The organism is Kitasatospora sp. NBC_00240 (genome assembly GCF_026342405.1).
Lineage (GTDB): Bacteria > Actinomycetota > Actinomycetes > Streptomycetales > Streptomycetaceae > Kitasatospora.
In genome coordinates this window covers 2,318,225-2,330,900 of record NZ_JAPEMU010000001.1, presented here as the reverse complement: position 1 = coordinate 2,330,900, position 12,676 = coordinate 2,318,225, and the positions used below count along the sequence as shown (strand labels likewise).

General features: G+C 75.9%; 11 protein-coding genes and 1 pseudogene. 10 read left to right on the top strand and 2 right to left on the bottom strand.

Annotated features, from left to right (window positions below; translation table 11 throughout):
- Nucleotides 1-129: 129 nt before the first annotated feature.
- From OG689_RS09780 to OG689_RS09755, 6 genes are read left to right on the top strand one after another with little or no spacing between them, the layout of a single operon-like run.
- Nucleotides 130-1,137 (top strand): ABC transporter substrate-binding protein, encoded by a 1,008-nt coding sequence (locus OG689_RS09780; protein WP_266319432.1) that lies wholly within the window; start codon nucleotides 130-132, stop codon nucleotides 1,135-1,137.
- A gap of 24 nt (nucleotides 1,138-1,161) precedes the next feature.
- On the top strand, nucleotides 1,162-2,184 hold the full coding sequence (locus OG689_RS09775) for an NrtA/SsuA/CpmA family ABC transporter substrate-binding protein (protein ID WP_266319430.1): 1,023 nt from the start codon (nucleotides 1,162-1,164) through the stop codon (nucleotides 2,182-2,184).
- Between the two features lie 38 nt (nucleotides 2,185-2,222).
- Nucleotides 2,223-3,068, top strand: coding sequence for an ABC transporter permease (locus tag OG689_RS09770; protein WP_266326991.1), 846 nt, complete (start codon nucleotides 2,223-2,225; stop codon nucleotides 3,066-3,068).
- On the top strand, nucleotides 3,065-3,835 hold the full coding sequence (locus OG689_RS09765) for an ABC transporter ATP-binding protein (RefSeq protein WP_266319428.1): 771 nt from the start codon (nucleotides 3,065-3,067) through the stop codon (nucleotides 3,833-3,835). The genes OG689_RS09770 and OG689_RS09765 overlap by 4 nt, the downstream gene beginning before the upstream one ends.
- Nucleotides 3,836-3,891: 56 nt before the next feature.
- The gene (locus OG689_RS09760) at nucleotides 3,892-4,797 is read left to right on the top strand and encodes an ABC transporter substrate-binding protein (RefSeq protein ID WP_266319426.1); all 906 of its coding nucleotides are present in this window, start codon (nucleotides 3,892-3,894) and stop codon (nucleotides 4,795-4,797) included.
- 3 nt (nucleotides 4,798-4,800) lie between these two features.
- Nucleotides 4,801-5,877: an LLM class flavin-dependent oxidoreductase gene (locus tag OG689_RS09755; RefSeq protein WP_266319425.1), complete on the top strand. Its 1,077-nt coding sequence runs from the start codon at nucleotides 4,801-4,803 to the stop codon at nucleotides 5,875-5,877.
- Here OG689_RS09755 and OG689_RS09750 read toward each other — a convergent pair.
- The gene (locus tag OG689_RS09750) at nucleotides 5,864-6,085 is read right to left on the bottom strand and encodes a hypothetical protein (protein ID WP_266319424.1); all 222 of its coding nucleotides are present in this window, start codon (nucleotides 6,083-6,085) and stop codon (nucleotides 5,864-5,866) included. The genes OG689_RS09755 and OG689_RS09750 overlap by 14 nt on opposite strands.
- Nucleotides 6,086-6,137: 52 nt before the next feature.
- Here OG689_RS09750 and OG689_RS09745 point away from each other — a divergent pair, with 52 nt between their 5' ends.
- On the top strand, nucleotides 6,138-6,461 hold the full coding sequence (locus OG689_RS09745; protein ID WP_266319422.1) for a hypothetical protein: 324 nt from the start codon (nucleotides 6,138-6,140) through the stop codon (nucleotides 6,459-6,461).
- Between the two features lie 16 nt (nucleotides 6,462-6,477).
- Here OG689_RS09745 and OG689_RS09740 read toward each other — a convergent pair whose 3' ends face one another.
- Nucleotides 6,478-7,467 (bottom strand): aldo/keto reductase, encoded by a 990-nt coding sequence (locus OG689_RS09740; RefSeq protein WP_266319421.1) that lies wholly within the window; start codon nucleotides 7,465-7,467, stop codon nucleotides 6,478-6,480.
- 156 nt (nucleotides 7,468-7,623) lie between these two features.
- On the opposite strand from OG689_RS09740, the gene OG689_RS09735 reads away from it, so the two are divergent.
- The 3 genes and pseudogenes from OG689_RS09735 to OG689_RS09725 all read left to right on the top strand — a co-directional run bounded on the left by OG689_RS09735 (nucleotide 7,624) and on the right by OG689_RS09725 (nucleotide 12,668).
- Nucleotides 7,624-8,133, top strand: coding sequence for a group III truncated hemoglobin (locus OG689_RS09735; protein ID WP_266319419.1), 510 nt, complete (start codon nucleotides 7,624-7,626; stop codon nucleotides 8,131-8,133).
- Between the two features lie 27 nt (nucleotides 8,134-8,160).
- Nucleotides 8,161-8,271, top strand: a pseudogene (locus OG689_RS09730) (LLM class flavin-dependent oxidoreductase); the annotation flags it as partial.
- A 449-nt stretch (nucleotides 8,272-8,720) separates the two neighbouring features.
- On the top strand, nucleotides 8,721-12,668 hold the full coding sequence (locus OG689_RS09725) for a BTAD domain-containing putative transcriptional regulator (protein WP_266319417.1): 3,948 nt from the start codon (nucleotides 8,721-8,723) through the stop codon (nucleotides 12,666-12,668).
- Nucleotides 12,669-12,676 lie beyond the last annotated feature (8 nt).

Sequence of the window (12,676 nt, the reverse complement as noted above, 5' to 3'; positions counted from 1 at the left end):
CTGACAACAGCCTTCCACCGCAGTGCACTTCACTGCCTCTCCGGCTTCACCGTCGCCGCGCCGTTCCTCGCCGCACCGTGACGCCCCGCCGCGTCCGCGCACCCCCTCCGATCCCAGGAAGGCACCACCGTGCCCAGCCCCGCCCCCGACACCCTCTGGTTCACCCGCTGCCCCGTCCCCACCGCCACCGGCATCGCCGCCGACCAGGGCCGGCTGGCCGAGGAGTTCGCCGCCGACGGCATCGCGGTCCGCTCCCTCCAGGACGCCCCGCCCGAGGTCGCCGCGGACCACCACTTCACCCACGCGCTCACCGGCCTGTTCCGTGAGGGCGGCAACGTCCCCGCGTTGTGGGCTCGTTCGCGCGGCGAGCGGACCAGGCTGATCGGCCTCACCTGGATCGAGGAGCGCCAGGTCGTGCTGGTCCGGGCCGGCAGCGGCATCGAGGGCCCGGCCGGGCTGCGCGGACTGCGGCTGGCCGTCCCACACCATGGGATCGGCATCGACTTCTGGCGGGCGATGGCGCTGGCCGGCTTCACCGGCGCGCTCTCGCTGGCCGGGCTCACCCTGGCCGACGCCACCCTGGTGGAGGTCCCCGCCGGCGAGGCCGGCGGACAGTGGTCCGCCGAACTCGCCGCGCTGCGGGCCGGAACGGTGGACGCGGTGTACGTGAAGGGCGCCCTCGCGGTCGAGGCGGCCCGCCGGATCGGCGCCGAGGTGGCGGTCGAGCTGGACGCCGCCCCCGACCGCCGGGCCCGGGTCAACAACGGCACCCCGCGGCCCGTCACCGTCCACCAGCGGCTGCTCGACGAACACCCCGACCTGGTGGTGCGGTTCCTCGCCGTGCTGCTCGAAGCCGCCGACTGGGCCGCCGGGAGTCCTGCCGAGGTGGCCCGGATCCTGCAGGCCGAGACCGGCGCCGGGGCCGAGGGGGTGGCCGGCGCGTACGCCGACGGCAGCCACCGCACCCTGCACCTCGACCTCTCCGAGGAGCGGCTCGGCCTGCTCGCCCAGCAGGAGCGCTTCCTGCACGGCCAGGGCTTCCTGGACGCCCCCGTCGACATCCGCGCCTGGACCGACCCCGAACCCCTCCGCGCGGCCCGCGCCCTGCGTGACCGCCGCCGCCCCGCCTCCGTCTGACGCCCGATCAGGAGACATCGCACCATGAAGACCCCCCGCCTCGTCCTCGCCGCCACCGCCCTGCTGGCCGTCGCCCCGCTCGCGGCCTGCGGCTCCTCCGCCGGGAGCGCCAAGGCCTCGGCCGACGGCAACGCCGCCGCCGACGTGGTGCTGCGGCTGCCCGACCCGGGCAACTCCGGCTTCCTCGCCCTCGGCAAGAAGGACGGTTCGCTGGACAGAGCGCTGGCCGCCGTCCACGCCAAGGTCGCCTGGACGGGCAGCGCCGGCCCGTTCGCGCCCGCCGCCCAGGCGCTCTCCGCCGACCAGCTCGACATCGCCCAGGGCTCGATCACCTCCGCGGTGGCCGCGCTCGGCCAGAAGCCGGGGTTCAAGCTGTTCGCCCAGACCGCTCCCGACGCGGTCGGCGAGGGGATCCTGGTGAAGAACGGCTCGCCGATCAAGAGCGTGCAGGACCTGGTCGGCAAGAAGGTCGCCGTCTCGCAGGGCGGCACCAGCGAGTACCTGCTGCTGAAGGCCCTCGAGAAGAACGGCATCCCGGCGGACAAGGTGGAGCGGGTCTACCTGCGCGCCGACCAGACGGCCGGGGTGTTCAACTCCGGCCAGGTGGACGCCTGGGCCACCTGGAACACCTTCTCCACCCCCGAGATCGCCAACGCCGGCGCGCACTTCCTGGTCAACGGCCAGGAGGTCGGCTCGGACAACTACGCGGTCTGGGCGGTCCGGGGCGGCTTCGCCGACAAGTACCCCGCGGTGGTCGGCGCCTTCTACGGCTACCTGCACGAGAACGGCCTGAAGGAGAAGGCCGACCCGGCCGCGTACCTCAACGTGGTCACCGACTCCGGCCCGACCGCCGTCACCCCGGCCGAGCGGGAGGTCGCGATCAACGTCACCAGGTCGGGGGCGACCGCCGACGTGATCACCGACGCGGACCTCGTCCGGTTCGGCACCGTCGCGCAGTTCTTCGCCGACCAGAAGGTCACCAAGTCGCTGATCGACGTGAAGCCCTACGTGCTCGACGTCGGCAAGCTCCCCGGCGGCGGCAAGTGACCGCCCCCGCCCCCGCTGCCGCCCCCGCGCGGACCACCGTGACCGCCCCCGCCCCGGACACCGCCGCCGCGCTGGCCGCCGGCCTGGTCGCCCCCCGCACCAGACTGCCCGCGCCCCGCCCCCGGCACCTCGCCCTGGTCCTGCGCACCCTGGGCCCGCTCGCCCTGCTCGGCACCTGGGCCCTGGCCTCCGCCACCGGCGCCCTCACCCAGGACGTGCTGGCCTCGCCCGGCCAGGTGGTCGAGGCGCTGGACGAGATCTGGCGCAACGGCCAGCTCACCGACGCGCTCGGCGTCTCCCTCACCCGGGCCGGCCTCGGCCTGCTGTTCGGCGCCGGCGCCGGCCTGGTGCTGGGGGTCGTCACCGGCTTCTTCCGGCTCGGCGAGGAACTGCTCGACTCGGCCGTCCAGGTGCTGCGGACGGTGCCCTTCCTGGCGCTGGTCCCGCTGTTCATGGTCTGGTTCGGCATCACCGAGACCGCGAAGATCGCCCTGATCGCGGTCGCCACCAGCTTCCCGATGTACGTCTCCACCTCCGGCGGCGTACGCAGCACCGACCGCAAGCTGATCGAGGCGGTCCGCAGCTTCGGTCTCGGCCGCTGGGCGATCGTGCGGACGGTGGTGCTGCCGGGCGCGCTGCCGGCCCTGCTGTCCGGCCTGCGGCTGTCCATGACCCTCAGCGTGATCGCGCTGATCGCCGCCGAGGAGATCAACTCCACCGAGGGCATCGGCTACCTGATGGCGCAGGCCCAGAACTTCTCCCGCACCGACATCCTCGCGGTCTGCATCCTGATCTACGGCGTGCTCGGCCTGCTGGCCGACGGTGTCGTCCGGGTGCTGGAGCGGGTGCTGATGCCCTGGCGGGCGCAAGGAGCGACCCGATGAGCCGTCCGACCGCCCCCGACCCCGGCGCCGCCACCCCCGACCACGGCGCCGCCACCCCGGCCGTCCACCTGCGCGGCCTGCGCCGCACCTTCGGCACCCGGCACGTCCTGGACGGTGTCGACCTGGACATCGCCCGCGGCGAGTTCGTCGCCCTGCTCGGCGCCAGCGGCACCGGCAAGACCACCCTGCTGCGGATCCTCGGCGCGCTGGACCGGGCCGACGCCGGCACCGTGCTCGTCCCGCCGGTCCGCACGGTGGTCTTCCAGGAGCCGCGTCTGGTGCCCTCGCAGCGGGTGCTCGCCAACGTCACGATCGGCCTGCCGCGCGGCGCCGCCTCCCGGGAGACCGGGGTGCGGGCCCTGGCCGAGGTCGGGCTGGACCGGCACGCCGACGCCTGGCCGGCCACCCTCTCCGGCGGCGAGGCCCAGCGGGTCGCGCTGGCCCGGGCCCTCGTCCGTGAGCCGCAACTGCTCCTGCTGGACGAGCCGTTCGCCGCCCTCGACGCGCTGACCCGGCTGAGGATGCAGGACCTGGTCGGCGAGCTGGTCCGCAAGCACCGCCCGGCCGTGCTGCTGGTCACCCACGACGTGGAGGAGGCGATCCGGCTCGCCGACCGGGTCGCGGTGCTCCGCGACGGCGCGCTCGTCACCGACGAGACCGTCGAGGTGGCCCGCCCGCGCGACTCCGCCGACCCGGCCTTCGCCGGCCTTCGCCGCCGGCTGCTCGCGGACCTCGGCGTCGAGCTGCCCGAGCCCGTGAGTCCCTGAGCCCCACCTCCGCCCGAAACCCCCCGCCCTCCCGTACTGAAGCCGGAGCGATCCCCATGACCGTCACCATCGGTGTCCACAGCAGCAACCCGTCCCTCTACCACCTCGCCCGCCTGGACTTCCTCGCCGAGGAATTGGCGCCGCTCGGTGAGAGCGGCGTCTTCCACCACTACACGGACGGCACCCGCACCGGCGCCCTGCTCGCCGACGGCACCATCGACCTCGGCGGCACCGGCTCCACCCCGCCGGTCACCGCCCAGGCCGCCGGCCACGACCTGGTCTACACGGCGGTCTCGGCGCCGCGCCCCGACCACGGCGCGCTGCTCGTCCTGGCCGACGGCCCGGTCACCGGTATCACCGGGCTCAAGGGCGGCACCGTCGTCCTCGGCATCGGCTCCTGGCAGACCCACCTGCTCGCCAAGGCGCTGCACGTCGAGGGCCTGTCGTACGCCGAGGACGTCCGGCCGGTCCGCCCGGCTCCCGGCTCCGACCCGGCCGCGCAGCTGCGGGCCGGCGAGATCGCCGGCTGGATCGCCCAGGGTGCCGAACTGGCGGCCGCGCTGCGGACCGGCGAGTTCCGCGTTCTGGTCCGTACCGGCGACGTGATCACCGACCGCTCGGTGTTCTTCGCCCGCCGCGACTTCGCCGAGGGCCGCCCCGACGTGGTCGCCGCGATCACCGCCGCGCTGGCCCGTGCCGACGCCTGGGTCGCGGCCAACCCCGCCGAGGCGGCCGCGATCGCCGCCGCCGACCTCGGGGGCAGCACCGAGGACTGGCTGACCGCCCTCACCGCACTGCCGTGGCGGCTGGAGCCCGCCACCGCCGCGTTCGTCGCCGAGCAGCAGGAGGCGGCCGACATCTTCCACGCTGTCGGTTTCATCGACCGGACGATCACCGTCGCGGACGCCCATCTCCCGGCGCTGGAGGCCCCCGTGGCCGCCGCGCTCGCGAAGGCGGTCTGACCGATGGCCTCCGAAGTCCTCTGGTACATCATCCCGCGCGAGGGCCACTACCCGTGGGAGCCGGCCGGCCGCCGCCCGGTCGACCTCGGCTACCTCCAGCAACTCGCCGGCACCGTCGACCGCCTGGGCTACACCGGCGCCCTGCTCGCCACCGACCTGTACGACGTCTGGACGCTCGGCAGCGCGCTGGCGGCCGCGACCAGCACCGGCTTCAAGCCGCTGCTCGCCGTCCACCCCGGCCTGGTGGCGCCCACCCTGCTGGCGAAGATGGCGCTGAGCTTCGACCACCTGCACGGCGGCCGGCTGCGCTTCAACGTGGTGAACGGGTCCACCGAGCAGCTGCGGGAGTACGGCCTGCACGTCGAGCACGACGACCGGTACCGGCTCAGTGCCGAGTACTGGTCGATCGTCAAGCGCCTCACCGCCGGTGAGGTCTTCGACCACAAGGGCGAGTTCTACGACCTGAGGAACGCCGGCGCGAGCCTGCGCGAACTCACCCCCGTCCAGCCCGGCGGCATCCCGCTCTGGTTCGGCGGCAGCTCACCGGCCGGCATCGAGATGGCCGCCGAGCACGTCGACGTCTACCTCACCTGGGGCGAACCGCCGCACCTGCTCAGGGAGAAGCTGGCGAAGGTCCGCGAGCGAGCCGCGGCGCACGGCCGCAGTCTGCGGATCGGACTGCGCCTGCACCTGATCGTCCGGGACACCGAGGACCAGGCCTGGGCGGCCGCCGACCGGCTGCTCGACGTCACCAGCCAGGCCACCTACGCCCGGCAGCTCGGCAACCGCGGCGGCGAGGACGGCGTCGGCTGGCAGCGGCAGTTCCGCCAGCACGGCGGCAAGGTCCCGGCGCACGCACGGGAGTTGGAGACCCACCCGAACCTCTGGCCGGGCATGAGCCTGTTCCGTCCGGGCCCCGGCACGGCCGTGGTCGGCAGCACCGCCCAAGTGGTGGAGCGGCTCCAGGAGTTCGAGTCGCTCGGCGTCGACACCTTCATCCTCTCCGGCAACCCGCTGCTGGAGGAGGCCCACCGGGTCGCCGAGACCGTCCTGCCCGCGCTGGGGATCAACCGGCGATGACGCTCGGCGCCGGCAGCGGGGGCCTGGGGCCGGCATGACCCGGGGGCCCGGCCCTGTCGTCCCGATTGATCGCCCTCATGGCGCACTCGTGCAGCAGGACCACGGACAGGACGCGTCCGACGTCCGGCCCGAGCCCCGTCGCCGCGTCCCGCACGGCCGTCGCCTCGGCGGTGATCACCGGGGCGGCCGCGGCCGGCTCGGGCGGCACGCCCGGGTCGTCCTCCGAGGCTCCGGGGGCGGCGAGCAGCCCGCTCGTACCGGTGGAGCATGCCGCGTGGAGCGTCTCCGACTGCCGGCTGAGCCGGGCTGACGGCGTGCCGGTCCTGCACGGCACGGTGTACGTGAACAACGAGGACCCCGACACGGCGCACACGTACACCACCGTGCTGGTGTTCGGGTCGGACTCCGACCGGCTCGCCGGCGACACGATCTACGTCGACGACGTGGAGCCGCTCCGGACGGGCAGGAACGAGGTGGCCGACCCGAACCCCTCGGCGTCCGTCGCCTCCGTGCCGGACGGCCCGGTGCCGTGCCGGATCACGGAGATCAGCGACCACGACACCGGGGCGTCCGTCCAGCAGTGAGCGGGACGTGCCGCGGTCAGCGGCTCAGGCGGTCGATCTCGGCCAGGTCCTCGGCCGACAGCGGGCCGCCCGCCAGGGCGTCGATGTTCTGGTCCAGCTGCCGGACGCTGCTGGCGCCGATGATCACCGAGACCACCCGCGGGTCACGCAGCACCCAGGCCAGGGCCAGCTGCGCCAGGCTCTGCCCGCGGCCCTCGGCCACCTTGTTGAGGGCCCGCAGCTGCTCCAGCTTCGAACCCGTCAGCGCCGCCTCCTTGAGGAAGTGGCCGACCGACATCCGGGAGCCGGCCGGCACCTCGCCACCGAGGTAGCGGTCGGTCAGCAGACCCTGGGCGAGCGGGGAGAAGGCGATCAGGCTGGTCTGCGTGTCGCCGACGGCGTCCAGCAAGCCCTCCTCCGGCGCCCGGTTCAGGATGGAGTAGCTCACCTGGTTGAGCAGCATCGGCGTGCCCAGCCCGCGCAGGATCGCCACCGCCTCCCGGTGCTGCTGCGCCGGGTAGTTGGAGATGCCCGCGTACAGCGCCCGGCCCGAGCGCACGGCGGTGTCCAGCGCCCCCATGGTCTCTTCCAGCGGGGTGTCGGGGTCGAAGCGGTGGGAGTAGAACACGTCGACGTAGTCGAGGCCCATCCGGTCGAGCGACTGGTCGAGGCTGGCCAGCAGGTACTTGCGGGAGCCGCCGTCGCCGTAGGGGCCCGGCCACATGTCGTAGCCCGCCTTGGAGGCGATGAACAGCTCGTCCCGGTACGGACGGAAGTCCTGGGCGAACAGGTAACCGAAGTTGCGCTCGGCGCTGCCGTACGGCGGGCCGTAGTTGTTGGCCAGGTCGAAGTGCGTGATGCCCCGGTCGAAGGCCCGGCGCAGCACCGCGCGCTGCACCTCCAGCGGCTGGGTGTCACCGAAGTTGTGCCACAGCCCCAGCGAGACGGCGGGCAGCTGCACACCGCTGTGCCCGGCACGGCGGTAGGTCATCGAGGTGTAGCGGTCGTCCGCGGCGAGGTAGGTCATGGCGCCATCCTGCCAGCTCCCGGCCCGGCGGGGGAGCACGTCCACGGCGGCGGCGCCGGTCCGCACGGGGCCCCGGGCCGGGCCGGGGACCAACGGCCCTGTCGCAGGCCCGGCCGGGCCCGTACCGTGGCAGCCAGCCCGTCGAGAGGACCCGCCATGACGCCGCCGCGCCCGGCCCGACCAGCCGCCGAACCCGGTGGTGCGGCCGGTGCGACCCGCGCCGCGGCCCGGCCGGACATCGCGACCCGCGCCGACCTCGAAACGCTGCTGCGCCGCTTCTACCTGGCGGCCTTCGCCGATCCGCTGATCGGCCCGTACTTCACCGAGATCGCCGGGCTGGACCTGGACGCGCACCTGCCGCACATCACCGACTTCTGGGAGAGCGCGCTGCTGCGCACCACCTCCTACCGCCGCAACGCCTTCACCCCGCACGCCGCGCTGCACGAGCACCGGCCGATGACCGCCGAGCACTTCGGACGCTGGGTGCAGCTGTGGACCGCCGCCGTGGACGGTCTGCACGCCGGCCCGGTGGCCGAGCGGGCCAAGGCCCAGGGCGAACGGATCGCCGTGAATCTGCTGCGCCGAACCTCCGGCGGGTCCACCGACGCCCCGGAGGGCGCCGGCGGCGGGTTCGTCCCGCTGTCGGCGGTGCTGCTGCGCAGCTGACAGCCGCGACGGGCGGCCCGGTGCCACCCGCCGGTGCTGCTCGGCGCGATCGCCGCCCGCACCTCGGCGATCCGGCTGTTCGCCACCGTCACGATGCTGAGCGTTCTCGACCCCGTCCGGGTCGCCGAGGACGACGCGATCCCCGGCGACTGCCGGGGCGCCGGTGCCCGGCAGGGCCGCCGGCCGTCGGAGGGCCGCCGCCGGGGGAAAATCGCCACCAAACACGCTGACGGTCCGTCAGGACGTGACGTACGCCTCACCGGGAGCATGTCGAGGCGGGAGTGACGGACGGTGTACGTGGGCAAAGCATCCCGGAGGGGGCCGTTCCGCTGCCGACGCGCGGCCGGCCCCGGGCCGTGGCCGCCGGGGGGCGGCGCACGGCCCTACGGGTGCCCGCCCGCCCGGACGGGTCCGGCCCGTCCGTACACCAGGTGATCCGCGAGCGGGCCGCCGGGCCCGTGCCGCGCGGTCCGGCGGGCGCCGGCCGGCCGCCGCAGGGGTGGGGCCCCGCCGCCCGGACGGAGCGGCACGGCTCCCGGAATCCGCCGGGAGGGTCCGGCGCGCCGTCGCATAGGCTGCTTCCCACGATGGTGCGGATAACGGTGCTGGGGTCCCTGGCTGCGGAGGTCGGCGGCGACCGGGTCGGTCTCGGTGGTCCGCGCCAGCGCGGTGTGCTCGCACAACTGCTCGCCGCCCGGGGCGAGGTCGTCCACGTCGACCGGATCATCGAGGACCTCTGGCAGGGCCGGCCGCCCGCCAAGGCCGCCGCCTCCGTCCAGGCGTACGTCTCCAACCTCCGCCGGCTGCTCGAACCCCGGCGCGGCCCGCGCGAACCCGCCCGGCTGCTGGTCAGCGAGCCGCCCGGCTACGCCCTCCGGCTGCCGGCCGGTTCGGTGGACGCCTGGCGCTTCGGGCAGCTGCTGGAGGAGGTCCGGGCGGAGCCCCGGGCCGGTGCCGCGCTCGCCCTGCTGGACGAGGCCCTGGCCCTCTGGCGGGGCGCCGCCTACGCCGAGTTCGCCGACGAGCCGTGGGCCGTCGGCGAGAGCGCCCGGCTGACCGAGCTGCGGCTCGCCGCCCGCGAGCACCGCACCGCCCTCGCCGTCCGGCTCGGCCGGCCCGACGAGGCCGCCGTCGAGGCCCGGGCCCTCACCGACGAGGACCCGCTGCGCGAGGAGGGCTGGCGGCTGCTCGCCCTCGCCCTCTGGCACACCGGCCGCCAGGCCGAGGCATTGGACGTGCTGCGCCGGGCCAGGGCTGTTCTGGCCGAGGAGCTGGGCCTGGATCCGGGGCCCGCCCTGGCCGGCCTGGAGTCCGCGATCCTCCAGCAGCGCACCGAGCTGCTGGGCACCGGGCCGCTGGGCACCGGGCCGCCGGGCGCCGAGCTGCTGGGCGCCGAGCTGCTGGGCGTCGCCAGGCCCGCCCAGGAGCAGGTCCAGGCTCAGGCCCGGGCTCAGGAACAGGCCTTGGCGCCCGCGGACCGCCGCCCGGTTCCGGCCGTGGTCGACCGCGCGGCCGCCGGACACTCGGTGGCCGACCGGCCGGTCCTCGGCGGGACGGTCCTCGGCGGGACGGTCTTCGGCGGTGGAGTCGTCGACGGTCTGCCCGGCCGTTGGGTCCCCGGCGGGCGGCCCGTGGAGCCGTGGCGGCCCACGCGGCCGCCGGCCGGCCCGCTCTTCGTCGGCCGCGAGGCCGAGCTGCTGGCACTGCGCCGGGCCGCCGCCGAGGCGGCCGGCGGCGGCCCGGCCGTCGCGATCGTCACCGGCGAGGCCGGGGCCGGCAAGTCCACCCTGCTCGCCCACCTGCACGCGGAACTGGCCGCCGCCGGCTGGCGGACGGCGAGCGGCCGCTGCCCGGAGAGCGAGGGCGCCCCGCCGGCCTGGGCCTGGACCGAGGCGCTGCGCGACCTTGCCCGTCAGGCGCCCCCGGACGGCGACCTGGCCGTGGCGCTGGCACCCGTCCTGGACCAGGGCCTGGGCCCGGACCCGGGCCCGTACGGGGACCGGGACCGCACCCCGGGCACCGTCCAGGCCTTCGCGGTGTCGGCGCCGACCGTCACGGGCAGTACCTCGGTGGCCGGAGCCGCCACCGGCCGGGACGACGTCCTGCGGCAGCCGGGCGGGTCCGTGGCCTTCCGTCCGCCCGGCGGCCTGTTCGCGGGTCGGCCGGGGGAGCCGGGCCCGGACCACCGGGGCCCGGACCACCGGGGCCCGGGTCACTCGGGCCGGGAGGCCGTCCGCACCCTCGGCACGCCCACGCCCACGCCCATGCCCGAAGCCCGCACGCCCCACGGCCGGCCGCTCACCACCCGGACGCCGGACGCCCGCACCGCGGAGAACCGCACCCCCTGGAGCCGCTCCGACGCCCTGGTCGGGCGGTTCCGGCTGCACCGGGCCGTCGGCGACTGGCTGCACCGGGCCGCCGCCGACCGGCCGGTGGCGATCGTGCTGGACGACCTGCACGCCGCCGACCGGGAGACCCGAGACCTGCTCACCGACCTGGCCGGCGGGCCGCCCACCCCCGGGCTGCTGCTGGTGCTGGCACACCGCCCCGGCGAGGGCGAACTCACCGACGCCCTGGCGGTCCTGGCCCGCCGCTCGCCGCACCGGATCCCGTTGGCCGGGCTCCGGGAGGCCGACGCGGGCCGCCTGATCGGCTCGGTCTGCGCGGCCGCCGTCGACCCGGGGACGGTGCACGCGCTGGCCGACCGGACCGGCGGCAACCCGTTCTACCTGCTGGAGAGCGCCCGGCTGCTGGCCCGTGAAGGGGCCCTGGTCGCCGTCCACGAGGTGCCGCAGGGTGTCCGGGACGTGCTGCGCCGCCGGTTCGACCGGCTGCCGCCGACCGCGGTGGCCGCCCTGCGGCTGGCCGCCGTGGTCGGCCGCGAGGCGGACGCCGAGGTGCTGCTGCGCGCCTCGGACGCCGACGAGGACGAGCTGCTCGAAGCGCTGGAGGCCGCCGTCGAGGGCGGCCTGCTGACCGAACCCCGGCCCGGCACCGTCCGGTTCAACCACGCCCTGGTCCGCGACACCCTGTACGCCGACCTCGGCGGACTGCGCCGGGCCCGGCTGCACGGCCGGGTCGCCGAGGCGCTGCGCGAGCTGCGTCCCGACCGGATCCAGGCCTTGGCGCACCACTACACCCAGGCCGCCACGAGTGCCACGGCCGGCCTGGCGGTCGACTACTGCGTCCGCGCGGCCGAGGCGGCCGAGCGCCGCTACGCCCACGAGACCTCCGCCGCGCTGCTCCGGCAGGCCCTGGACAGCTTCGACCGACTGCCCCCGGACGGCGGCGACCGTGAGGCCCGGCGCACCGCGCTGCTCGCCGACCTGCTGCGCGCCCAGGTGAGGATGGGCGCGGTGGCCGCCGCGACCGAGACCAAGGCGACCGCGCTGCGCCTGGCCCGCGAGGCCGGCCGCCACGACCTGCTGATCGACGCCTGGACGGCCTGGACCGAGCCCACCCCCTGGGTCACCCACCCGTACGGCAGCTTCGACCAGGCGGCCGTCGACTCGATCACCGCGCTGCTGGACCACCCCGGCATGCCGGCCGCCACCCGCTGCCGGCTGCTCGACGCGCTCACCTACGAACTCGACTGCTCCGGCCGCCCGGAGGGGTGGGAGGCGGCCGCCGAGGCACTGGCGATCGCCCGGGCCGAGGGCGACCCGCGGCTGCTCGCGATGGCGCTGGCCGCGCAGGCCCGGGTGCACGACTACGAACTCGCCTCCGACCTGCGCGGGGCGACGGCCGCCGAACTCGCCCGGGTGGCCACCGAGCACGACCTGCCGGCCTACCGCTGGCACGCCGAGTACCTGGCCTCCTCGGTGGCGGCGACCGCGGGCGACCTGCCGGCGCTGCGGGCCCATGTCGAGGCCGCCCGGGAGATCGCCGAGTCGTACGGGCTGGCCGAACTCCTCGACGTCGGCAACGGGCAGCTGGCCATGCTGGCCTCCGCCGCCGGCCGCACCGAGGAGGCGCAGCGGCTGTACGCCCTGACCGTGGCCGGACTGCGGGCCCGCGGCTCGGTGCACGCCGAGGGGTTCGCCGCGCTGGCCACCGTGGTGATGGCCCTGCAGGAGGGCCGGCTGGCCGCCCAGCTGCCGCTGATCGAGCACATGCGCACCGTCTACGGGGCGTTGGCCGCCGACATCCACGCGCTCGCCCTGGTCGCCCTCGGCCGGCCGGCCGAGGCCCGGGCGGCCCGCGCCGAGCCGACCGTCCTGCCGCCGGACTACTACCGTTCCCTGTTCCTCACCGTGCGGGCGATGGCCGTGATCGCGCTGGACGAGCGCGCGGAGGCGGCCGAGCTGATCGAGGACCTGCTCCCGCTGCGCGACCTGGTGGCGGGCAGCGCCAGCACCTCCATCGCACTCCGGCCGGTCGCCCAGTCGCTGGGTGAGCTGACCCTGCTGCTGGGCCGGCCGGAGGAGGCCGCCGGGCACTTCCGGCAGGCCGCCGCGGTGGCCCGGCGCTGGGAGTCGGCGGCCTGGACGGCGGAGGCCGAACGCGCGCTCGCGGAGCTCGGCCCGCTGCACTGACCCCGGCC